Source organism: Pseudoalteromonas sp. 1181_04, from assembly GCF_052850545.1.
Window position 1 is genome coordinate 1 of the sequence record NZ_VXCS01000030.1, and the last position, 22,872, is coordinate 22,872.

Below are 22,872 nucleotides of genomic sequence, written 5' to 3' on the forward strand. Positions count from 1 at the left end.
GAACCCGCCCCCCACAGTAGTTGGCAAAAAATTAAAGATTTATTTTACCAAACCCCAGATTTACCACCTGAACACCCTGACGACTATAAAACGCTGGACGGTGTTGATCAAAATGACAACGGTATCCGCGACGATTATGAGCGCTATGTGTATGAAAAGTTTGATTCTCCACAGCTCATCACCTTTAGTTTAGGTGCCGCTTCAACATTACAACTGGTTATTGATATAGAGCAGGGCCGTATACCAAATTTAGATACTGAGATCGGTAAGCAGATTATTTTGGATATGCTCAACATAAGCTACTGTGTTCAATATTTACAAAATTCACACCCACACTTTAGAGAACCCGAAGTTTTATACTTTAATACGATAGATAGAGCTTACGCTAACCGAAAAAGCCAAAATAAAATTAGTGACTATATTGCTTGGGATGACGGTTTTCATCGAAGTGCTGATCAAGACTGCAATATCCTTAAGAAGGACATAAAATGAAAGCTATATATATTTTACTCTTACTTATATTTCCAGTTTTGGCGAATGGTAATTATCAAGCACAAGATCGGTATTGCTCTAGAAATATTGATAATGTGCGCATTTTCTATGTAAATGGTATGCGGACTAATATCAAGCAATATAGGGCAAACTTAAATAGATTAGGTAACTTTCAAAATTCTCACCTACCTGAATTTAAAAAAGGAGCATTTCCTACAGGGAGTCATAATAAAAGTGAAGCTATATTTATGCAAATATATGAAGTCGCACAGCAAAAGTATAGTGACTTGCCCGTATTTTCACCTGAGTATCGTATAATAACTGCAATAATTGGAGGCACTGTTAGCTCACTATCAGATATAGATATCGCTCAAATTGAGTCTGTTTTACAGGATGTATTTACTGAAGTAAATTACTCTATTATTGACGAGACAGACTATAAAAATGCATTTCAAAGACTTCAATTTCAGATGCATTCTTGCAACCGTATTATTCTTATTGGTCACTCGCAAGGTAACTTTTACACCAATGCTCTTTTTGAGGAAACCATATCTACTTATCAATATAGCGACGGGTATCTTGCTTCCGATTATCCACTGGTTAGCCTAGCCGCAATAGCAACACCAACAAGTTCAATAGGAGGAAGTTTGGGGGAGGAATATAAAGAGATCATTTCACACCTTACACTTGACGAAGACTGGGTCATACGAGCCGTAAGGATTTTATTTGGTAGTTTACCTTCAAACTATTCTGCTGAGTCTTTATTTGACTCAACTGGTCATGGGTTAATTGCTGCATACCTAAGAAATAATGCAGTTGCAAATGCAATAAGTGCTAAAATTGAAGCTTCTATTTTAAACCAAACTCCTTTCCCCTTATTTGAACAACACCCTGTAAATTCAGATGCTTTTTCACACATCGGCTATTCAACGATTAATAAAATTCTTGATCTCAAATTTGAATCAGGAAGTGTTTATCGTTATTACAATATACCTATTTTAGTATGGGATGAGTTGTATTACTCAACATCAATGGGGAAGGTTTTTAATGATAATATTCGAGGCCAATACCCTTTTGATAAGTTAGATATTGAAAGTATGACTTATCTAAAAATGACGTCACTTGAACCAGTTGCAAAAGTTGAAAAATAACTAAACATTGGACTAGAAATAAAAAAAGGTGAGCCACTTCAGCTCACCCTTTTTAATAATTATTGTTTGGGAATAGAGATTGGATTCCCAATCTATAATTTCATTCCCAAACTATAATGACTTTTATCAATAAAATTATTAGTCTCTGTATATCTCTACCGCTGGGCATGAACACACTAGATTACGGTCGCCGTATACGTCATCGATACGCGTTACTGTAGGCCAGAATTTGTTTTTAGCCACTGCTGGTACTGGGAACGCAGCGTAGAAGCGGTCGTATGCTCTGTCCCACTCGTTACCAAGTACGTCGCCTTGTGTATGCGGTGCAAACACTAGCGGGTTGTTTTCGATAGACCATTCGCCAGAGATCACTTTGTCGATTTCGCCTTTGATTGATACCATAGCTTCGATGAAACGGTCGATCTCAACTTTAGACTCAGACTCAGTGGGCTCAATCATCAAGGTGCCCGCTACTGGGAACGACATAGTTGGTGAATGGAAACCGTAATCTTGTAAACGCTTAGCAACATCCATTTCAGTGATGCCCGAAAGCTCTTTAAGTGGGCGTAAGTCAACAATACATTCGTGAGCAACACGGTTGTTGCGACCACGGTATAAAATTGGGAAGTGCTGGCTTAACTCATGAGTTAAGTAGTTAGCACTTACGATTGCCATTTCAGTGGCTTGTTTAAGGCCTTCGCTACCCATCATGGTGATGTAAGCCCATGAGATAGGTAAAATAGCTGCTGAGCCGTATGGCGCTGCTGATACTGCTCCGTTGCCGATACTCGTACCAGGTACGTTAATTACGCTGTGGTTAGGCATAAATGGCGCTAGGTGTGATTTAACACCGATTGGGCCAACACCTGGGCCACCGCCGCCATGTGGGATACAGAACGTTTTATGCAAGTTTAAGTGCGATACGTCTGAACCGATAAAGCCTGGGCTTGTTACACCTACTTGTGCATTCATGTTCGCGCCGTCCATGTAAACTTGGCCGCCGTGTTGATGAATGATGTCACAAATTTCACGAATTGTTTCTTCGTATACACCGTGCGTAGACGGGTATGTGATCATGATACACGATAGGTTTTCTGATACTTCTTCTGCTTTCGCTTTAAGATCAGCCATATCTACATTACCGTTTTTGTCACAATCAACAACTACAATTTTCATGCTTGCCATTTGTGCAGAAGCTGGGTTAGTACCGTGCGCTGAACTTGGGATCAAACAAATATTACGGTGTGCATCGCCACGTGACTCGTGGTATTTGCGAATCGCGATTAAGCCTGCGTATTCACCTTGTGCACCAGAGTTTGGCTGTAATGAAACGGCATCGTAACCGGTGATGTTAACTAACCAATCATGTAGTTCGCCCATCATGATTTGGTAACCTTCTGCTTGGTCTAGCGGGCAGAATGGGTGAAGATTAGCAAACTCAGGCCAAGTAATTGGGATCATCTCAGCGGTCGCGTTTAGTTTCATAGTACATGAACCTAACGAGATCATTGAGTGATTAAGTGCTAAATCTTTGTTTTCAAGACGTTTGATATAACGCAGCATTTCAGTTTCGCTGTGATACGAATTGAAGTTAGGGTGCGTTAAGATTTCATCATCGCGTTCAAGGTTTGCAGGGATTGAATCGCTACCGTTTGCTTCGATGTCTGCTGCGATTGCATCAACACTTAAGCCGTGGTCTTCGCCAAGAATGATATCGAACAACTGTGCTACGTCTGCGCGCGTTGTGGTCTCAGACACTGAGATTGAGTATTCGCCATCATGGTTAGTAGCAAAGTTTACGCCGTTTGCTACAGCACGCGCTGTTACATCGTCTTTGTTATCGCTAACAACTGTTAGGGTATCAAACCAGGTGCTGTGCTTAAGGTTTACACCTTTAGCTTTAAGGCCTGCGGCTAAAATATCAGCAAAACGATGAATACGCTGTGCAATAGTTTTTAAGCCTTGTGGGCCATGGTACACCGCATAAAACGCAGCCATGTTAGCGAGTAATACTTGCGCTGTACAAATGTTTGAGTTGGCTTTGTCGCGGCGAATGTGTTGCTCGCGGGTTTGCATTGCCATACGTAGTGCATCGTTACCTAAACGGTCTTTAGACACACCAATGATACGACCTGGTAATGAACGTTTGTATGCATCACGTGTTGCGAAAAATGCAGCGTGTGGACCGCCGTAACCCATTGGTACACCAAAACGCTGGGCAGAACCAAGTACTACGTCTGCGCCAAGTTTACCTGGTGCTTTTAATAATAATAAGCTCATGATGTCAGCAGCAACACAGGCAATCGCTTTTTTGCTTTGTACGCCAGCGATTAAATCTGTGATATCGACTACTTCACCTGATGTTGACGGGTATTGGAATAACGCACCAAAAATTTCGTGATTTACAGCATCAGCAGCAGGACCTACCACAACTTCAAAACCAAACTGCTCGGCGCGTGTTGTCACTACGTCGATAGTTTGGGTATGTACGTCATCAGCGATGAAGAAGATGTTGGCTTTTTTAGCTTTAGATACGCGCTTTGCAAGGCCCATGGCCTCGGCAGCCGCAGTTGATTCATCAAGTAATGATGCACTTGCTAAATCAAGACCGGTAAGGTCTAAGGTCATAGTTTGGAAATTAAGTAATGACTCTAAACGCCCTTGAGCAATCTCTGGTTGGTATGGAGTGTACGCTGTGTACCAGCCTGGGTTCTCAAGTACGTTACGTAATATTACGTGTGGTACGTGAGTTGGGTGGTAGCCTTGACCGATGTAAGATTTGAACACTTTATTTTTGCTTGCTACTGATTTTAAGTAGCTTAGTGTTTCAACTTCAGTGCGGCTTTCGCCCACTGTTAGGCCTTGCTCTAAGCGGATGCTTGCAGGTACAGTTTGACCGATCAGCTCTTCAACACTCGATACTCCAAGAGCACTTAGCATATCGCTTACTTGTGCTGGGCTTGGCCCAATATGACGGCGAATAAAATCTTGCGTTTGCTCTAATTGTTCAAGAGATTTGGCGTTTGACATTTGTCCAGATTCCTATGATCCAAAAAATAAATGGTTATTACTAATGGGTAACCAGCAATAACTTAAAAGCTTTTGATTTAATGACTTACAATGTATGGAAAGGTAAGCGGTAAAATCATAAAAGCCCCAATTATGTTAGGTATAATGGGGCTTTTAGTACGGCGATAAACTAATTATTAGTCTTCGTCGATCGAATGCGCATAGCCTTCAGCGTCAAGCAGGTTTTCAAGCTCAGACTCATCAGATGCTTTAATGCGGAATAACCAACCATCGCCGTAAGCGTCGTTGTTTACTGTTTCAGGTGCATCTTCAAGGTCTTCGTTGATTGCAACGATTTCGCCACCGATTGGGGCGTATATATCTGATGCCGCTTTTACTGATTCTGCTACTGCACAATCTTCGCCTGCAAGTACTTCGTCACCAACTTCTGGTAATTCAACAAATACCATGTCGCCAAGTAGTTCTTGTGCGTGCTCAGAGATACCTACAGTGAAAGTACCGTCACCTTCGTTGCGAACCCACTCGTGTGAAGAGGCATACTTTAACTCGCTAGGGATATTGCTCATTTTATTCTTCCTTTGGTTTATATTGGGTGATAACACCAAATCTTTTAATTGATACTTTAAAGTACAGACTTACCGTTACGTACAAAGCTTGGTTTAACTACTTTTACGTTAACTAATTTTTTACGCATTTCTACTTGAGCAGTTTCGCCAGTTGAACGTGGTACACGTGCAAGGGCAACACTAAAACCAAGTGTAGGTGAGAAAGTACCAGAGGTAATGACCCCTTCGCCACCATCAACAATTACTTTAGAACCACTACGCAATACGCCTTTTTCTTCCAGCACTAGGCCAACAAGTTTATCAGTGCTTTTGTCAGCGCGTTGCTGTACTAGTACGTCACGACCGATAAAGTCACGATCTTCAGGTTCCCATGCAATGGTCCACGCCATGTTAGCAGCAAGTGGTGATACGCTCTCGTCCATATCTAGGCCGTAAAGGTTCATACCCGCTTCTAAACGTAGTGTGTCACGTGCACCAAGGCCCGCAGGCGCAACACCAGCATCTAGCAGTTGTTGCCAAAGATCCGCAGCTTGCTCGTTCGGTACAACAATTTCGTAACCGTCTTCGCCAGTATAGCCTGTTGTAGCAATAAATAAATCACCAGTTTGCACACCAAAAAACGGCTTCATATCTGCAACAGCTGCTTGTTGATCAGCCGTTAAGATAGTGGCAGTTTTTGCTTTAGCATTAGGGCCTTGTACTGCAATCATGGCAAACTCTGGGCGCTCTGTTACTGCAACGGCAAAATCAGCTGAAACTTTAGCCATGTGCGCTAAATCTTTTTCACGAGTTGCAGAATTAACCACTAAGCGATAATCAGTATTTGAGAAGAAGTAAATGATAAGGTCGTCAATTACGCCACCTTGCTCATTCAGCATGCCAGTGTAAAGCGCTTTACCAGGAACGGTTAATTTAGCAACATCGTTAGCGACTAGTTTACGAAGGAATGCTTGTGCTTGCTCGCCTTTGACATCAACAATAGTCATGTGTGAAACGTCAAACATGCCTGCATCGGTGCGCACTGCGTTGTGCTCTTCGATTTGCGAACCATAGTTGATTGGCATTTCCCAGCCATGAAAATCAACCATTTTTGCTTTTGATTCTAGGTGCTTTGCATGTAAAACTGTTTTAGAAGTCATAATATTCCTTCACTTTATAATTAACCCAAGATTGGGCGTGGCCTCAATTTAATGAGGGGGAATAACATGGGCGGCGATTATACATAAGTTGTAATGCACCTAACACCCAAATTGCGATTTGTTCTAACAAATAAATTACAAAAGCTGGCAACTAAAAAATACGCTAGCCAGCTTATCAATTTATGTTTAAGCAACGTCTGGTAGTGACATATCAAAACCGCGTTGCTGTAAATATGTTTGCCATTTAGTCAGCTCTGGCGCTTTGGCCACCAGCTGAAAATACTGTATTGATTGTTTATCAATAGCGGTAATAAATACCTCACCACTTTGCGCACCGTAGCAGCTGTTGGCGTCTGACAAGCGCAGCCCAGGGGTGAGTTTAAATGCTTCGACTAACGCGTCAAATGCCTGCTCACCAGATAAAGTTAAGGTCGCTAAATCAGTGCGTGTAACAAACTCAATATCGTAGCGCAGTTGCTGTTCACTGATCAGTGCTTGTAATTGAGCCGCTGCATCTGTGTGCAACACGAATCTAAACGCTGTTGCACTAAAGTAATATAACGCAAAACTATAATTGCTATTTAGGTCGCCATCTAAGGTGCCTTTCACACCTAAACCACTGGCGGTTAGTTTGTTTAAATCTAACCCTAATATAGTGGTTAAAAACGGGATTGCTTCAGTGCCGCTAAAATCGATCACCACGGTGTTTGTATTGACCTGCAGCATATTGCTATCAGCTACTTCAATCTGGCTATGACGAGCAAACATTATCGGGCTAAAAGTCATTATCGGCACCTATCAATCTTTAATGGCAAAAGTATATTGTGCAAGTCTAGCAACAACAAATTGTAATTATTAATCAATTGATAAATAATACTTATCAATCTACCCCCATAAATTGTAATTTTTAATATGAAAAATATCTCAACAGACAGCTTACGCACATTAGTTACTGTGGTTGAAGTAGCCGGTTTTGCTAAAGCAGGTGATTTACTTGGCTTATCGCAACCCGCTGTAAGTTTACAAATAAAGCGGTTAGAAGAAATGCTCGGCCATAAGCTATTTAAAAAACAAGGTCAGCGCCAAGTGCTCAATCAATACGGTGAACTGCTGCTGCCGATGGCAAAGCAAATGCTGCTACAAAACGACACCATTTTGCAATTATTTACTAAAGAGAATGTGACCGGTAAGGTGCGGTTGGGAATACCCAGCGAATTTGCAGCTCGGATCTTACCCGCTATTATTGGTGACTTTGTAGCACTTTACCCTGAAGTGTCGTTAGAAGTTAAATCGCGTTTAAGTAAGCATTTATTGTCGGTTTCACGAGAAGACCAGTTTGATTTAGTACTGGCGTTAAATGAAGATTTAAACTCTGAAAAGTTCCCTGTTTTTATGCAAGACCAACTGGTCTGGGTTGGTGATTTATCAATAGCACAAAATGACGTTGTTACGCTTGTGACTGCACCGGAAGGTTGTATTTATCGACGCCGCGCCATCGAGGCATTGCAACTTGCAGGTATTAAGTACCGCATAAGTTATAGTAACGCTGATTTAACAGGCCTTACTGCGGCTTTAAAAGAAGGATTAGGGATCACCGTTTTGGCTAGAAGCACAGTGCCTAATGAACTTAATTATGAGTTAAACACCGCTATTTTACCGAGCCTAGGTAAAATAGGTATTAGCTTAACAAAGCATGCAGAACAAGCCGAGCATGCGGTAGATAAACTTGCCGAGTTTATTGCATTACGCTTGACTTAATAGCTAACAAAAAGCCGCCTTTTGATAATTTAGATTATCGCAACGAATATAGTAATACAATATTAACAACAATATGTTTTCATATTTATATTCAAAAACTTACTTAACGATCGAAATTGTTACAAATAGGATTGATTCGTATTATTTTACATGTTTAAATTGCGCCAGTTAAAATTAGACACATACAGGATCTATAATGCCTCCTAAGCTTATTGTTTCAACACTTTCGATGGCTATTGCTTTATCATTAAGCGCTAATGCCGTTGCAAATGATGCAACAAATAAAGAAAAGAACTTTGAGCAAATTACCGTTATTGGCTCGCAAGCCGCAATTAACGATATTCCGGGTTCTGCTACATTTATTTCAGACGAACAATTACAAAAATTCGAATTTACCGATATTTCTCGTGTTTTAGCATCTGTACCAGGTGTTTATGTGCAAGAAGAAGATGGTTATGGCCTGCGCCCTAACATTGGTATGCGTGGTACAGGTACTGGCCGTAACGATAAAATATCAGTAATGGAAGATGGTGTACTCGTAGCACCCGCACCTTACTCAGCGCCATCGGCTTACTACTTCCCTACTATGGGCCGTATGGAGTCGATTGAAGTATTAAAAGGCGCAGCCTCTGTTAAGTATGGTCCGCGTACAACCGGTGGTGTTTTAAACTTACTTTCGCGCAGCTTACCGACCGAAGGTTCAACGGGTTTAGTAAACGCCGAACTGGGTAGCGATGGTTTTTATAAGGGCCATGCTTACTTCGGTAAAGAAAAAAACAACGCAGCCGGCCTTATTGAAGTTTTCAGCTATGGCGCAGATGGCTTTAAAGAATTACCTGTAGGTAGCGACAACACAGGCTTTGAAAAGAACGACGTTCTACTTAAATTTGGTTATAAGTTTGGTGAAAACAACGCGCATAACCTAGAGATGAAAATTAAGTACTCTGATGAACAATCTGATGAAACTTACATGGGTTTAACAGAAGAAGATTATAAAGCGTCACCAAACCGTCGTTATGCCGCATCACAAAAAGACCAAATGAACACGCAACATAATGCATACCAATTAAATTATGCTTATCGTTTTGGTGATGGTTATGAGTTATTAGCGACAGCTTACCTCAATGATTTTCATCGTAATTGGTACAAAGCGAGCAAAGTAAGTGAAAGCTATTTAGCACAGTACAGTGAATTTGAAGCGGCACCAACAGCTGAAGGTATTGAAGGCATTGGTATTAAAGCAAATAACCGCGACTACCAAGCCAAAGGTGTGCAATCAGAGTTGCACATTCCTGCGGGCGGTCACTATGTGACTGTTGGCGTACGCTACCACGAAGACGAAATGGATCGTTTTCAGTGGGAAGACAAATACACACTTAATCAAGATTTAAGTATGACCTTAACGTCTCAGGGCGTTCCGGGTTCTGACAGCAATCGTGTAGATAGTGCAAAAGCAACAACGTTATTCATTCAAGACCAGTGGTCAATCGATGCATTAGTGCTTAATGCAGGCCTTCGTTATGAAGACATCACAATTACCCGCGTAGAGTGGTCAAAGTCTGATCCTAAACGTGAAAATGGCTTAACTAAAGACGTTTCAAACGATACACAAATCTTAGTGCCATCACTGGGTGCAACTTACACCGTAAGCGACAGCCTAACGCTACTTGCAGGTATTCAGCAAGGTTACGCTCCTGCTGCACCAGGTAATGCTGACCAAGAAGAAGAGGAAAGCGTAAACATTGAGTTTGGTGGCCGTTATAACGTTGCTGGTTTTAATGGTGAAATCATTGCATTCTTCTCTGATTACAGCAATATGCATGGAAATTGTACTGCATCTGTAGGCTGTAGTGATGAGAATATTGGCGACCAATACAACTACGGCGAAGTAGAAGTATCGGGCTTTGAGTTCTCTGCAGGTCGTATTTTCGAAACTAATAGCGCAACATTCCCTGTACGCTTAACTTACACTTATACGGATTCACAGTTTAAAAATGATTTTGCATCAGATATCTGGGGGCAAGTAAATAAAGGCGATGCAATGCCTTACGTTCCAGAGAATCAAATCGCTCTTTCATTTGGTGCCGTGCTTTCAAGCTTTGCATTTGATACGCAAGTGCGTTATGTATCTGACGCACATGCTGATTTAAGTGCTGACGGCCTGAATGCAATCGACAGCCGCGTAGTGTGGGATTTAGCCGCTAAATATTTAATTGATGACAAGCAAAAAGTATATCTAACGGTTGATAACCTATTTGATAACACTTACATCGCTAACCGCGCAAACGGTGGTATTCAACCAGGTAAACCACGCACAATCCAAATGGGTTACAGCTACGCGTTTTAAGTAAACGCTAAAGGTAAAGGCTAAAAATTATAAAAGCAGTGCTTGTTAAGTCAAAGTACTGCTTTTTTGTAGATCGTGATTTATCACGAAAGTAGTGCGTAAATTGAACTGATATAAAATCGCAAACCTCAGCACCTTTGGGCTAAAACCCAGCTAACAGGTAGACACCGAGCTTATCTGGATTATTTTATCAAATTTAAGGCATAAAAAAGCGCGGTATAAAATCACACTACTCATCACTTAGCTAGCTAACATCTATCTCACTAACTCTGCTACTTCCCTATCGCTTGCTTGGCAAACAGGTGCTTAATTGGGCCTAAGTTATCAACCAAGCTTAAACCCACACCACGTACCAGTTTTTTAAGTGGGTTAGCGCCTGCAAATAATTCTTTTAAGCCTTGCATCATGGCAATATGCTTTTGTGCATCAAGCTTGCGGGTACGCTCGTAATCACGCAATAGACGATTACTGGCAAACTCTTTATTGTCAGCAGTTAACAGCTCAATAAGGTAAGCGGCATCTTTAAGGCCTAAGTTCATACCAAGTCCTGCTAACGGATGAATGGTATGTGCGGCATCGCCCATTAATACCACTTTACCTGTCACCCATTGCTGCGCGTAACGCATTTTCAACGGGAACGCTGTGCGCGCACTTTGTACCTCACATAAACCGCATTGGCCATCAAGGGCTGCCATAACTGCTTTATTAAAATCACTATCATCCATGGCTAGTAACGTTTGGCAATGCGCAGGACTGGTTGACCATACAATTGAGTGCGTATTGGCATCTGGCAGCGGTAAAAACGCCAGTGGTCCAGTAGGTAAAAATATTTGGCGCGCAGTATTATTATGTGGCTCAGTGGTTTTTACCGTCGCAACGATGGCGTTATGATCATAATCTTTAAACGTAATGGGCAAATTAAACTGTTTCCGAATCGCTGAATTTGCGCCATCGGCTGCCACTAATAACTTGGCTATAACTGGCTCACCAGAGTCTAAGGTTATAAAGACGTCATTGTCACTTTGGTGTATTTGTTGATAGCGTGTATCAAACATAAGCGTTGCTTGGCTGTGTTGTTCTAATTCATTGATCAGTGCATAACGAATGATGTCGTTTTCAACAATATGACCTAAATGAGGAAGGTCCAGTTCATCGCTGTTAAAAGCAATTTTGCCAAAGCTATCTTGGTCGCGCACATCCATATGGGTATAGGCGCGTGCTCTTTGAGCAAGGATCTCAGGCCACACTTGCAAAGATTCAAACAAGTGTTGGCTGGCAAGGCTCAGTGCACTTACGCGTAAACCGTATTCATCGCCCGGCAATACTTGTTTTGCTGCCGCATCAATTACTACTACACTGATATTGGCTTTAACAAGCCCCAGCGCGAGGGTTAAGCCAACACAGCCGCCCCCCACAACACATACTTGTGTCTGTTTCATAGTCGTTTACCTTGTTTAACCTGACCCATTAATTGCTTAGCTAAAGGTGTTTTTAAAGAAGAACACAAATCCATGGCGAATAGACCACAGCTGCGACCAAATGCGAGTATTCGTGATGAGTTTGAAAATAACCGCACTAAAGAATCTGTTAACGTCATTACAGTGGTTATATCTTGGTTACGTTGTTTGGCATATTCACGGGTAAATAGGTAACTGCCAATTGCCAATTCGCTCTTTACTAATTCACATAGAAGTTGCACATCGCGCAGGCCTAAATTAAAGCCCTGCCCTGCAATAGGATGAATCGCATGCCCTGCATTGCCAATTAGTACCGTACGGTGAGCACTTAATGACTCAGCACGGCCATACACCAGTGGATAGTTTGCACGCATGCCGACTTTAGTAAATTGCCCGCCACGATAACCAAATGCAGTTTGCAAAGCACTTACAAAAGCGCTGTCGTCAAGCTGCATATGCGCGTCAATATCGGCTTTATCCATACACCATACTAACGAGTAACGGTTATTACTCATCGGGAGTAATGCCATTGGTCCATGCTCAGTAAAGCGCTCAAAAGCATGGTTATGATGACCACCTGCCACTTCAATATTGGCAATGATCGCCCCTTGTGAATAAGGCTCAGGAGTAAAATTGATCTTTGCCAGCTGGCGAGTAGCCGATTGCGCACCGTCGGCAATCACCACTAATTGGCCATTAAGTTGAGCACCAGACTGCAAAGTAATACTTGCAAAATCATGCTGATAGGTAATATCTGCAACACTGTCAGGGCAATACATGACCACTTGGGTAGCTGCAAGTTGTTGATGTAAAGCACGACCAAACGGATTTACCTCAACAACATAACCTAGAGCTGACTGCGAAAATTGCGCACAATCGATCTGCGTTTTACCAAAGTGACCGCGATCCGACACGGTCACTTTTTTAATTGCCGCAGCAAATGAGGCATCAATATCAAAGGCATTAATGGTCTGTAAAAATTGCACCGATTGTTGTGCTAAGGCGATACTTCGGTCGTCAAAACTAGGATGGTGTTCAGTGCTTGGTTGATTTGCTTCAACCACCGCAATCGTTAATTGCGGCGCATGTTTCGCAAGACTCAGCGCACAACTGGCACCCGCTAAGCCACCACCGATAATAACAACATCAAACTGCTCTGCCACGTTATGCTCCTAGCGGTTAATTGCTTGCTTTTGCATTAACGCTTCAATCTCGCTGATACTTTTTGGCACACTCAAAGTAAGATTTTCGTGACCTTGCTCGGTCACTAACAGGTTATCTTCAATACGAATACCAATGCCCTTATATTGCTCGGGTGCTTGTGCATCTAGGCTAACATACAAGCCAGGTTCAATAGTGAGTACCATACCAGCTTCAAATGGGCGTTCTTTTTCGTCTTTTTTATAGTCGCCTACATCATGCACATCAAGGCCAAGCCAATGACCAAGGCCATGCATATAAAATGCTTTACATGCTTGGTTATCAAGTAACTCTTGTAACTCACCTTGCAAAATACCTAAGTCAACTAAGCCTTGGGTGAGCACTGTCATCGCTAATTTATTAGCCTTTGATAAGCTACCACCGGGCTTTACTTCAGTAAACGCTGCTGCTTGCGCCGCTAGAACAATGTTATAAAGCTCAGCTTGAGGCTGGCTAAATTGCCCATTAATAGGGAAAGTACGCGTAATATCTGCCGCGTAACCTTGCAGTTCAGCGCCAGAATCAATCAGCACTAAATCACCGTCGGTCAGCACATCACTGTTAGCAGTGTAATGCAATATATTGGCGTTATCGCCACCGCCGACAATGGTGCCATAGGCGGGATGACGCGCACCATGCATAGCGTAATGATGATGAAGCTCGGCTTCTAGCTGATATTCGGTAGCGCCTGGCTTTGCAAACTGCATAGCACGAATATGTCCTTGGGCACTTATTTCACACGCTTGGCGCATAATATTCACCTCAGCAGGTGATTTAAATAAACGCATTTCGTGCACTAAACCACGAATATCTTTAATCGTATGTGGCGCTTTATAACCTTTTTTAGGCGCGCCACGCAGCGTCTTTAATAACGCCCACACTTTATCGTCAAACTGTGGATAAGTACCTTGTGCATAAAATAAAATCTGCTGGCCGTTCACCAAATTCAATAATTGTTCAGTTAGTTCACTCAGTGCACATGTTTGGTCGAATAAATAATCTTTTTTAGCTTTTTCAAAACCAATACGACGACCATGCCAAATTTCCGCCAGCTTATCTTTGTTCAAACAAAACAGCGTACTCGGTGTATCGCTGCTTGGGCAAAGCACTAACACTGCATCGGGTTCATTAAAGCCAGTTAGGTAGAAGAAGTCGCTATCTTGGCGAAACGCATATTCAGTATCACGGCTGCGGGTTACTTCACTTGCCGCTGGAATGATAGCCACACTGTTTGGTTCCATCATGGCAAGTAAACGATCTCTGCGTGCTTTAAACTCTGCTTTTTCTATTTTAACTGTTGGCATTATAAACCCTGTTTATACTGTTAATTTTAACTTAGTGAAGTGTTTTTTTAGTGCTTTTTGGCGCTTGCTCTTGACCAAGTTCAGCAAAACACAACAGCGCAGAAACTCGCACATATTCAATTACTTCGTGCAATGCTTGGCTGTCTTCTTCGGTTTCATCAAACATGGTATCTAAACGCGTAATTTCACTAAAATCACTGATCACTTCTTTTACATCAGCTGATAACTTGCCATAGTCTTTTTGTTTTAAGCCAAAACCAAGCATAAATCCAGCGACCCATGACACTAAACCATTCGCTTGATCTACTAAGGTTTCGTCATCACTTGGTAAAAATAAATCAAATTGAAACTCTTCGTTGTTAAAACTTTCTACAACTTGCTTATAAATAATGGCAAAAAATTCTTTCAGATCATGGCTAAATGCTTGGCCATCATTAAACACATCGCTTAATAAGCCTAAGTATTCTTTGGCTTCAATACTCAAGCCGCAGGCTAATAATCCACTGATCACGCCGTGTGCTTCTGAAGGAGTGACAAATATTTCGTTTTTTTCCAATAGTAATTGGGCTTGTTGGTAATCTGGTAATTCGTTCATGCTGAGATCTTCGCTTGGCTAATTAAGTCAATGCTACCACTCGATAAATAGCAACTCCAATGAAAAGTATGATTGAGGTCAAAAAGCAATCCGAAAAGTAAATAGCCAGTTACCAGTGCTGGAAAATTACCCGAACAGTATAATTATTTTGAATTTGGGGTGTAAGGATTGGCTTATGTCTTATATACTGAATTTGTTCCCTAGGGTGTTGGAGCTTGGTTAAGTCCCTGAGCCGATAAATTTTATGTTAGGGTTTCTGTTCGTCTGCTATTGTGCAAGCTCGGCATGTACCGAGAAGCCTACGGCAAACCGCAGATTCCCGCCCTGAGACCTTATGGTTTCAGGACTGACACCGAGTGCCGCATACTTGGGGAACACCTTTCTTACCTTCCTTTATACTATCTGCTGTTGTGCTTTAAACCATTGATAATAATATGAGCCAAATGTATTTAATAGCGTCGCAAATGCAATTAAGCTCGTACCCAGAATTTGCATCAAACTCATTACGGTACTAAAAAATAAAAACTGGAATAACACCGCAAAGATTAAGTTAGTATAAATTAAAGGCGCCAGCTGTGAGTTTGAATCAACTAATCTATATGCTTTGGAACGAAAAAACTGAGTTGCAGCAGTTGAAAGTCCTAAAAACAATAATAACAATAAGATCCCCTGCTCGAAATTGACTATCATTATTATACTTTGTTGATACTCAACTTGGCTGGTAAAAATAACCATCACAGGTAAAACAAACAATGCTGCAATTGCAAAACAGCACCCGTTTATTACCAAGATAGGTAAATTTATTTTACTGGCTCTAAATAAAGCAACTTGCGAGCAACCATTAAAAAAACCAGCCGCTAAACCTATTAATAATTCCCAGCGCCACGTTATCCCTTGTACGGTTAAGTTTTGCATCACCACGCCAATGCCCATTAATATTAAGGTAGGTAAAACCATTCGACTGATTTTGGTTTTATAAAAATAGCGCTCAAGTAGCGGAATAAATAACGGCCCAGTACTAAATAATACCACGGCCTCAATTAACGTTAAGCGACTTAAGGCCAACATAAAACAACCTTGGCAACTGGCAATAAAAATGGCACGTAAGATAAATGCCCCCCAAGCTGCTTGATTTGGCATCACCCAGCGGCTGCATGCAGCAATAAACAACATAACTAACGCAGGAAGTAATAAACGCAACATCACTAATATTGCATCACTAAAATACTCAGTTAAAAGCTTTGAAAATAAACTATTCAACGCTAAAGTAAATGTGGATAACAGCATAAACATACTGGGTCGTAATAAAGCAGCCATAACAACTCCTTTCTCAACGAGAAACACATTTCACATTGAGAATGATAAGCTTAACATTAATCTGAGGCGCTAAATTAGCGTAAATAGGTAGAATGAAAAAGCGAGTAATTATGCACAAACCTGTAAGTAAAACTTAACAAAGAGAAACTATGGCTAACTCTATTCCTTTAAAATCGCTTCATAGTTTTATTGCAGTCGCAGAAACTGGAAGTATGATCCTCGCTGCTGAGCAATTAAATATTAGTCATTCTGCAATAAGCCAAGCAATTAAGTCTCTTGAATCGCAACTAAACACTCAATTATTTACTCGTATCGGCCGACGCGTTGAGCTAAATAGCACGGGTAAACGCTATTACCTGCGAGTACAGCCAGCTCTAAATGAGATTATAGCTGCAAGTTTTGAGATCTCTGCGAGTCAGCTCTGCGCGCACTTAACTTTAAATATGGTGAACTCGATGGCATTGCATTGGTGGATCCCACGAGTAGCGGAACTACAAGCTTACGCGCCAGAGTTAGATGTGCGTTTATCTAATTTAGTCGGAGAGTTTAACTTAGAGCAACATGGCGTGGATGTCGCTTTGGTGCATGGTAAACAACAAGATTGGGCGCAATATCACTGCGAAAAACTGGCTGATGATGAGCTTATTTTAGTATGTAGTCCTGAATTAATAAAAACCTTGCCCACAGATTGCCAAACTGGCAAAGAGCTACTTACTCGTTTCCCGGCTATTTTTGCCATAAACCCACGCCGCGATAACGATTGGCACGTATGGTGTAACGCCCATCAATTAGCAATACCGAAACAACATAAAAATCTCACTTTTAATATTTCAGTACAAGCAACGCAAGCGGCAATGCGCCAATTAGGTGTTTTGGTCACCCATAAACAATTTGTAAAAGATGATATTCAACAGGGTATGCTGGTGCAAATAGGTGAGCCGGTATTAAACCCACATCAACAGTTTTATTTTGCTACCAGCCATAGCAAGCGTGAACAAGCCACTATATTGATATTAAAAAAATGGTTAAAATCGCAGTTTTCTAATCAATAAAAGTTTATCAGCCTACGGCTTACTAAAAGTTAATTTTTAACTTTTAGTGCACCTAATACAATACAGACAACACCACCGACCATTCCAGCCCATGCCTCGATGGGTGTATCACCACTAAAAGTTCGCGTAATTTGCGCACTTGCAGAGTCATAAACGTCATAACCCCAAAAAGCCAGTGCAGCTCCAATACAGATCAGCACAATACCAATTACTTTATTCATTTTAATTCCTATTAAAGCTAACAGAGGTAATCTCTAAAAATACGCTAAGATATTGATTTAAGCAAAAACTAAAAATAACCTTCACACCGCTATTTAAAAATTACTCATGGTATTTACGGATCACCGCAATCTTACCGTTTTCAATTTCTAGAACATCCATCAACGTTTGGGTGTATTCAATCAGTTGCTTGTTTTGCGGGTGCACACCTTTCGCATGTTGCGTGTAACGAATCGCAATAGCGGTATGATTAAATATGAAAGTATCAAGTAACTTTGCTTCATATTCAGTGTGGGCACCTAGATAAAAAGTCATACCTTTGCGCATCATGGCCTTACCGTCAGGTGAACGAGAATCATCGCTTTGATAAGGTAGGTGTTGATTAGCAACATCATCAGTAAGTAACGCTAAAAAAGCTTCGAGTTCTTTACTGCTAGCTTTAGGCGCCTGAGTTGCCGTCATGGTGGAAAAATATTGCTGGGCGAGTCCTTCTAGTTCGTTATTTTCGTCTTTTGCATGTAAGTTAAAAGTTGCGATAACAGCTAACAATAAAAAAGTAACGTATTTCATTATGCTCTCTTGCATTGTGTTTAATTATCACTCTATCAAAACAGCAACAAACTAAAATGTATAGTCTTTTTATAATAAATCACGCTTCGCCGGATGGTTTTATAAAATACTCTTATAAAATATCATCTAAAAGGCTGGCTTGTTCTGGACAATCTCAGTAAGCATGTAGCGAATCTTCTACAACTTAAGACCCATACCTTTTTAATTAAATTATTTTAATGTTCACCGGCACTTTCAATGCATAATAAAATTAACACACTCAATAACTTATTTAAATAAAAAGTCATTAGACTAACAACCAGCCTATAATTTACTTTAAAATAAATATAAAACTTAATGACCATTTAATATAAAAAAGTGATTGATTTAGGGAGAGGATAAATAATAGGGGTATTACGACTGCTAAGCAGCCGTAATAGAAATGCGTTGAAATAGATAGTAACGAGTTATAGGTGTGAAGAACTACCAGCTGATTCATTGAATGATAAACCTGATACAATGCCTTTAGCATTAAAACGGATTGTTACATTCTTTGTCTCATTTTGAGAACCACCGACATGGCCTGCGTATGGAATAAAGCCTACACCACCGCCTTGACCTTCGCTGTAGCTGTATGTCCATACAACTTCGTCATTACCTATATCATTAACGCCCATAGGGTCGCCAATCGCTTCTTTGACTTGCTCTTGAGTTGTTTCGCCTTTTTTGAAGCCTTTTACAACTTCCATATCAAAATCACGGCCTTGTGAGGTGCTATTACATGCGGCCAAAACAAACGCCATTGCAATTGTTAATAATATCTTTTTCATGTCATTCCTTAATAATTATCTTTTAAATTCCATTTCAACGCGATTAAGCGCGTTAATTATGAACAAAAAAAATAAAATATCAACCCCAAATGGAAACATATTAAAGATAAAAAATTAATCAGTAAAAATGTATAATAAAATAAAAAACAAATACTATAATTATAAATATTTCAATCCCACTTATGATTAGATATTACTTCCCAACCCACTATAGCAACCATTTTATACCATGATTTCATTTGGATAACTTACTCACTAGTAGAGCACAACAATCCACAACTAAAGTAAATTAATGCAACATCAGCAACAATAAATGTCATTATCATTATTTTATTTTTGTAAACTCCAATTTTTAATAATTATTTTATATTTTTTATTTCGTTAAAAAATACAGCTGTAGTAATAATAGGTTAATTCACTGGATAAAATAACCAATCACTTGCCATTGCTCAGCAGATTTTTTTAATGTCACGGTTTCAATCGACTGTGCTTTATTTTCAAAATCAGTTTGAAACTCTAAAATCACATAATCACCGTCGGGCAGTTGCGGTATTGAGGTTAACACTTGACGACTGATACCTTCGCGAGATGTAACAGCACCTAGCGGCGTACGAACTTGCTCTAACTTAGATACCCAAAGCGCTTGCGGTACATTTTTTTGAAAAAACGCCCCAGCCTGCTGCCAACTGTTTGCATATTTACCACTATCAACAACTTCTAACCAGCTAGTCGCAGGGGCGATTTCTGTTGATACATCAACAACCCTTAGCGTCTGAGCCCACGTTAATGTGCTTATAAATAAACATAAAACAACAATTATATTTTTCATGGTGAGTCCTTTTTTCTATCAAGTTATTTTGCCTCAAGCACAAAATCACTGTTCAACTTTGCCATAAATGATTTTCAAAAAACAATCTGCACTGTCGAAGCATCGCTCACTATGTTCTGCTTAAAGCTGGCTTTTATTACAATATGTTGCCTTTTCAAAGTCACTGACATTCATTGCAATATTGTCGATATGTGGGAACATCTGAGTAAGTTTAGTCACTATCGCTTTTGATAATTCAGCTTTTTGCTCAGTCGTTCGCCCCTCCATTATATATCCAAAAACATGAATAAATTCGTACTGTTTATTACCCACTAAATAACGATTATACGGGTTTACTCTGACTTTAATTTCATGCTCAGCGAACAAATCCGATGTGTTTGCAGTGTGATGAATTTGTTCATTAATGGTATCTTCATCATGATGAGTCAAGATACTCTGCGAGCAATCTATAATAAAGTGTGGCATTAAATAACTCCTTGTTTATGCAGTCAATAAGTATTTAACTTACCTTTTTTAAACTATAAAACACTGCTTAATGGTCAATTTTACTCTTGCTAACTTTGTCCTCGCTAGCTCCTTCACATCTTACTTTTAACTTTACTCGTAGCCACACTGGTGGCGGGGTTATCAGGCCAAAAGTGTTTTGGATAACGACCTTTCATTTCTTTTTGCACCTCCCGATAGCTGGTTTGCCAAAAGCCAGCAAGATCTTGTGTTAGTTGTAAAGGCCGTCTTGCTGGTGAGAGTAGTTCCATTAATAAGGGTAACTTGCCTTGCGCTAATATTGGCGTACTGATCATGCCGTACACTTCTTGCATACGAACACTGAGTTTTGCGGGGCCGTCGAGTTGATATTCAATACGAATATTTGAGCCACTTGGAACTGACACTCTCAGCGGGAATAAATCATTTAACGCATTTTGTTGTTGCCAATTAAAACAACTTTGCAAGGCATTAAAGTAGTTAAACTTTTTCAACTGTTCGAGGGTTTTTATATCTTCCAGAAAAGCACCTAACCAAAGCTGTACGTCATCGATTAAGCTTTGTTTAGTGATGACAGGAAATTGCTCCGGCATTAAATTACTGGCTAAACACATACGAATAAGTAACTGCTCACTGTCGCTTTGCTCATTAAATAATTCAAAGCCTTGTTTTTGAAATAAAGTTAACCACGCTTTCGCCCGCTCACTTTTATCAAGCGGATGTTTACTCGGTTGGCTAGTAACTGTAATTGCCCCTAGTTTGACTTCATCTTGATGAATAAAGCGCCCTGTTTTTTCGTCAAATTCACAGCGCGTTTGTGCAGTAAATAAATGTGTCAGCTCATCCTCAATCTCTGCAGGAGTAAACGCAACAGCTGCAAAAATACGACTGCCTTTTTGGCCTCCCATTGAAGCAATTGCAAGGTAGTCCTCGTTATGCCAATGCTCGTTGTTTAGCTCAGCACCTGCGCCATTGGTAAGCAAGTAACCATTGCCACGCTTTTTAGCTAATCGATCTGGAAAAGCAAACGCCACCAGCAAAGCCAAATAAGTGGTTTGTAGTTCGCGTACTTCAGTTAGCTTTAATCGCTTTAACCAAAATCTCAGTTGCTGTTTAAATACCGGATGTGGCCGAGCATGTTGGCTGTGTAATGCTAAACTTAAATCTGCGGCATGGCTAATCCGACTCTCTAATAACGCAATTAAATACGCCGCTAATGTATAAATACCTGGCATCTGAGGTTCGAGTTGCTGCGCTTTAATTAGCATGTGCGCTAGGCGAATATCCGCGCCAAAACTTAGCATACGTGTACCGAGGGGGGTCAATTTATTGTTATTATCGAGCGCCTCTAACATTTGCAGTAATTTTGTTGCTTGCTGTATTTGTTGTGCTGTTGGACTATCTAACAAGCTTAGATCAGTTAACTCCGCGCCCCAGCATTTTGCCTCCAATAATAATTGGCTAATATCAGCACTTAAAATTTCTGGCGCATCATGGCTATTACGCCGCTCAAAGGTTTGTTTTGAACCAAGCCTATAAACTACACCGGGCTCAATACGCCCAGCCCGCCCAGCTCGTTGAATTGCCGATGAGCGAGAAATACTTTGTGTGGTGAGTTCAGTAACGCCAGTTTTTAAATTAAAACTAGCAGCGCGGCGCTTGCCACTATCAACCACAATACGAATACCTTCAATGGTTAAGCTAGTTTCGGCAACATTGGTGGTCAGCACCACTTTACGAGTACCTTTTGCCGCAGGGGCAATTGCAGCTTGTTGAGATGCTTTATCTTGTTCACCAAACAGAGTAACTACATGGCAATTTGCAGGCAAATCTGACAGCGCTTGTTGTACGCGGTTGATCTCATATTGACCGGGCAAAAAAACTAACGCACTGCCTGTTTGTTCAACTAAAGCTTGTTTGATAATACTGGCCATAGCGTCAAGCCAGCGGCTTTCATCTTTAATGGGTATGTAAATTTCATCGATGGGAAAGCTACGCCCGTGGGAACTAATAATTGAACAATCAAAAAACTGCTGATAGCGTTCGCTATCAAGGGTTGCCGACATCAATAAAATCGTTAAATCATCACGCAGTGCAGCTTGAGATTCTAATGCAAACGCTAATGCGGTATCGGCCGCAATAGAGCGCTCATGAAATTCATCAAATATCAGTAGGTCAACGCCACTGAGCTCTGGGTCGTTTTGTAGCATACGCGTGAGCATGCCCTCGGTAACAATTTCAAGGCGGGTATTAACACTGACTTTGGTTTCCTGCCTGATACGTAAACCAACGCTTTGCCCTACGGTTTCGTTTTGGCACTGTGCTAAATAGTTGGCAATATTACGTGCAGCTAAGCGACGCGGCTCAAGCATGACAATGTGCTTAAAGTGCCCGTCGCGCATCAACTGCAATGGTAACCATGTTGACTTACCCGCACCCGGCGGCGCTTGTAGTAAGGTAATCGGATCACTTTGTAATGTAGTAACGAGTTGATGATATATTTCTTGAACCGGCAGCACAGCTATTTATCCTAAATTGCATTGCCGATATTGTA

The 22,872-nt window shown here is 40.8% G+C and carries 19 protein-coding genes, 1 other RNA gene and 1 pseudogene; 6 read left to right on the plus strand and 15 right to left on the minus strand.

What is annotated here, in order from left to right; translation table 11 throughout:
* Both FW757_RS19965 and FW757_RS19970 read left to right on the plus strand, forming a co-directional pair.
* Nucleotides 1-492 (plus strand): annotated as a pseudogene (locus FW757_RS19965) (chitodextrinase); the annotation flags it as partial.
* On the plus strand, nt 489-1,643 hold the full coding sequence (locus FW757_RS19970; protein WP_182784761.1) for a KTSC domain-containing protein: 1,155 nt from the start codon (nt 489-491) through the stop codon (nt 1,641-1,643). The pseudogene FW757_RS19965 and the gene FW757_RS19970, both read left to right, overlap by 4 nt.
* A gap of 138 nt (nt 1,644-1,781) precedes the next feature.
* Here the strand turns inward: FW757_RS19970 and gcvP are convergent, their stop codons facing one another.
* From gcvP to FW757_RS19990, 4 genes are all read right to left on the minus strand, one after another.
* Entirely contained in the window at nt 1,782-4,673 is a 2,892-nt protein-coding gene (gene gcvP, locus FW757_RS19975) for an aminomethyl-transferring glycine dehydrogenase (RefSeq protein ID WP_446441608.1), read from the minus strand.
* A gap of 176 nt (nt 4,674-4,849) precedes the next feature.
* Nucleotides 4,850-5,239 (minus strand): glycine cleavage system protein GcvH, encoded by a 390-nt coding sequence (gcvH, locus tag FW757_RS19980; protein ID WP_149983214.1) that lies wholly within the window; start codon nt 5,237-5,239, stop codon nt 4,850-4,852.
* Nucleotides 5,240-5,295: 56 nt separating this feature from the next.
* Nucleotides 5,296-6,378, minus strand: a complete 1,083-nt coding sequence (gene gcvT, locus FW757_RS19985) for a glycine cleavage system aminomethyltransferase GcvT (protein ID WP_145241861.1) — start codon at nt 6,376-6,378, stop codon at nt 5,296-5,298.
* Nucleotides 6,379-6,564: 186 nt separating this feature from the next.
* On the minus strand, nt 6,565-7,164 hold the full coding sequence (locus tag FW757_RS19990; RefSeq protein WP_446441609.1) for a hypothetical protein: 600 nt from the start codon (nt 7,162-7,164) through the stop codon (nt 6,565-6,567).
* Nucleotides 7,165-7,290: 126 nt separating this feature from the next.
* On the opposite strand from FW757_RS19990, the gene FW757_RS19995 reads away from it, so the two are divergent.
* Both FW757_RS19995 and FW757_RS20000 read left to right on the plus strand, forming a co-directional pair.
* Entirely contained in the window at nt 7,291-8,136 is an 846-nt protein-coding gene (locus tag FW757_RS19995; RefSeq protein WP_145241866.1) for a LysR family transcriptional regulator, read from the plus strand.
* A 196-nt stretch (nt 8,137-8,332) separates the two neighbouring features.
* Nucleotides 8,333-10,483, plus strand: a complete 2,151-nt coding sequence (locus tag FW757_RS20000; RefSeq protein WP_446441610.1) for a TonB-dependent receptor family protein — start codon at nt 8,333-8,335, stop codon at nt 10,481-10,483.
* A 272-nt stretch (nt 10,484-10,755) separates the two neighbouring features.
* On the opposite strand, the gene FW757_RS20005 is transcribed toward FW757_RS20000, so the two are convergent.
* From FW757_RS20005 to FW757_RS20020, 4 genes are read right to left on the minus strand one after another with little or no spacing between them, the layout of a single operon-like run.
* Complete coding sequence (locus FW757_RS20005; RefSeq protein WP_446441611.1) at nt 10,756-11,922, minus strand: FAD-dependent monooxygenase; 1,167 nt, start codon at nt 11,920-11,922, stop codon at nt 10,756-10,758.
* Nucleotides 11,919-13,103, minus strand: coding sequence for a 2-octaprenyl-6-methoxyphenyl hydroxylase (gene ubiH, locus FW757_RS20010; RefSeq protein WP_149983223.1), 1,185 nt, complete (start codon nt 13,101-13,103; stop codon nt 11,919-11,921). The genes FW757_RS20005 and ubiH overlap by 4 nt, the downstream gene beginning before the upstream one ends.
* A 9-nt stretch (nt 13,104-13,112) precedes the next feature.
* The gene (gene pepP, locus FW757_RS20015) at nt 13,113-14,444 is read right to left on the minus strand and encodes a Xaa-Pro aminopeptidase (RefSeq protein ID WP_182719171.1); all 1,332 of its coding nucleotides are present in this window, start codon (nt 14,442-14,444) and stop codon (nt 13,113-13,115) included.
* A 31-nt stretch (nt 14,445-14,475) separates the two neighbouring features.
* Entirely contained in the window at nt 14,476-15,039 is a 564-nt protein-coding gene (locus tag FW757_RS20020; RefSeq protein WP_145241895.1) for a UPF0149 family protein, read from the minus strand.
* Between the two features lie 194 nt (nt 15,040-15,233).
* Between FW757_RS20020 and ssrS the strand changes: the two genes are divergently transcribed.
* A non-coding RNA gene (gene ssrS, locus FW757_RS20025) (6S RNA) lies at nt 15,234-15,417 on the plus strand.
* Nucleotides 15,418-15,432: 15 nt separating this feature from the next.
* Here ssrS and FW757_RS20030 read toward each other — a convergent pair.
* On the minus strand, nt 15,433-16,356 hold the full coding sequence (locus FW757_RS20030) for a DMT family transporter (protein WP_149983224.1): 924 nt from the start codon (nt 16,354-16,356) through the stop codon (nt 15,433-15,435).
* 149 nt (nt 16,357-16,505) lie between these two features.
* Here FW757_RS20030 and FW757_RS20035 point away from each other — a divergent pair, with 149 nt between their 5' ends.
* Entirely contained in the window at nt 16,506-17,408 is a 903-nt protein-coding gene (locus tag FW757_RS20035; protein WP_182762185.1) for a LysR substrate-binding domain-containing protein, read from the plus strand.
* Between the two features lie 29 nt (nt 17,409-17,437).
* Here FW757_RS20035 and FW757_RS20040 read toward each other — a convergent pair whose 3' ends face one another.
* The 6 genes from FW757_RS20040 to hrpB all read right to left on the minus strand — a co-directional run bounded on the left by FW757_RS20040 (nt 17,438) and on the right by hrpB (nt 22,837).
* Nucleotides 17,438-17,629: a DUF3185 family protein gene (locus tag FW757_RS20040; protein ID WP_149983225.1), complete on the minus strand. Its 192-nt coding sequence runs from the start codon at nt 17,627-17,629 to the stop codon at nt 17,438-17,440.
* Nucleotides 17,630-17,729: 100 nt separating this feature from the next.
* Nucleotides 17,730-18,197, minus strand: a complete 468-nt coding sequence (locus FW757_RS20045) for a nuclear transport factor 2 family protein (RefSeq protein ID WP_149983226.1) — start codon at nt 18,195-18,197, stop codon at nt 17,730-17,732.
* Between the two features lie 446 nt (nt 18,198-18,643).
* Nucleotides 18,644-19,006, minus strand: a complete 363-nt coding sequence (gene bamE / locus FW757_RS20050; RefSeq protein WP_145241390.1) for an outer membrane protein assembly factor BamE domain-containing protein — start codon at nt 19,004-19,006, stop codon at nt 18,644-18,646.
* Nucleotides 19,007-19,421: 415 nt separating this feature from the next.
* A complete protein-coding gene (locus FW757_RS20055; RefSeq protein ID WP_149983227.1) occupies nt 19,422-19,835 on the minus strand; it encodes a DUF4019 domain-containing protein in 414 nt (137 codons plus the stop codon).
* A gap of 120 nt (nt 19,836-19,955) precedes the next feature.
* Nucleotides 19,956-20,300 carry a 5-carboxymethyl-2-hydroxymuconate Delta-isomerase gene (locus FW757_RS20060; RefSeq protein WP_446441612.1) on the minus strand — a complete coding sequence of 115 codons (345 nt, stop codon included), beginning with the start codon at nt 20,298-20,300 and terminating at the stop codon, nt 19,956-19,958.
* A 113-nt stretch (nt 20,301-20,413) separates the two neighbouring features.
* Nucleotides 20,414-22,837: an ATP-dependent helicase HrpB gene (hrpB, locus tag FW757_RS20065; RefSeq protein ID WP_446441613.1), complete on the minus strand. Its 2,424-nt coding sequence runs from the start codon at nt 22,835-22,837 to the stop codon at nt 20,414-20,416.
* Between the last annotated feature and the right edge of the window lie 35 nt (nt 22,838-22,872).

Excerpts from the sequence above, each read along its gene's own strand:
- FW757_RS20060 (WP_446441612.1), bottom strand. The coding sequence starts at position 20,300 with ATGCCACACTTTATTATAGATTGCTCGCAGAGTATCTTGACTCATCAT.
- FW757_RS19995 (WP_145241866.1), top strand. The coding sequence starts at position 7,291 with ATGAAAAATATCTCAACAGACAGCTTACGCACATTAGTTACTGTGGTT.
- FW757_RS20055 (WP_149983227.1), bottom strand. The coding sequence starts at position 19,835 with ATGAAAAATATAATTGTTGTTTTATGTTTATTTATAAGCACATTAACG.
- FW757_RS20045 (WP_149983226.1), bottom strand. The coding sequence starts at position 18,197 with ATGAAATACGTTACTTTTTTATTGTTAGCTGTTATCGCAACTTTTAAC.
- pepP (WP_182719171.1), bottom strand. The coding sequence starts at position 14,444 with ATGCCAACAGTTAAAATAGAAAAAGCAGAGTTTAAAGCACGCAGAGAT.
- FW757_RS19990 (WP_446441609.1), bottom strand. The coding sequence starts at position 7,164 with ATGACTTTTAGCCCGATAATGTTTGCTCGTCATAGCCAGATTGAAGTA.
- gcvP (WP_446441608.1), bottom strand. The coding sequence starts at position 4,673 with ATGTCAAACGCCAAATCTCTTGAACAATTAGAGCAAACGCAAGATTTT.
- bamE (WP_145241390.1), bottom strand. The coding sequence starts at position 19,006 with ATGAAAAAGATATTATTAACAATTGCAATGGCGTTTGTTTTGGCCGCA.
- FW757_RS19970 (WP_182784761.1), top strand. The coding sequence starts at position 489 with ATGAAAGCTATATATATTTTACTCTTACTTATATTTCCAGTTTTGGCG.
- FW757_RS20040 (WP_149983225.1), bottom strand. The coding sequence starts at position 17,629 with ATGAATAAAGTAATTGGTATTGTGCTGATCTGTATTGGAGCTGCACTG.
- gcvT (WP_145241861.1), bottom strand. The coding sequence starts at position 6,378 with ATGACTTCTAAAACAGTTTTACATGCAAAGCACCTAGAATCAAAAGCA.
- FW757_RS20020 (WP_145241895.1), bottom strand. The coding sequence starts at position 15,039 with ATGAACGAATTACCAGATTACCAACAAGCCCAATTACTATTGGAAAAA.
- gcvH (WP_149983214.1), bottom strand. The coding sequence starts at position 5,239 with ATGAGCAATATCCCTAGCGAGTTAAAGTATGCCTCTTCACACGAGTGG.
- FW757_RS20030 (WP_149983224.1), bottom strand. The coding sequence starts at position 16,356 with ATGGCTGCTTTATTACGACCCAGTATGTTTATGCTGTTATCCACATTT.
- FW757_RS20005 (WP_446441611.1), bottom strand. The coding sequence starts at position 11,922 with ATGAAACAGACACAAGTATGTGTTGTGGGGGGCGGCTGTGTTGGCTTA.
- FW757_RS20035 (WP_182762185.1), top strand. The coding sequence starts at position 16,506 with ATGGCTAACTCTATTCCTTTAAAATCGCTTCATAGTTTTATTGCAGTC.
- FW757_RS20000 (WP_446441610.1), top strand. The coding sequence starts at position 8,333 with ATGCCTCCTAAGCTTATTGTTTCAACACTTTCGATGGCTATTGCTTTA.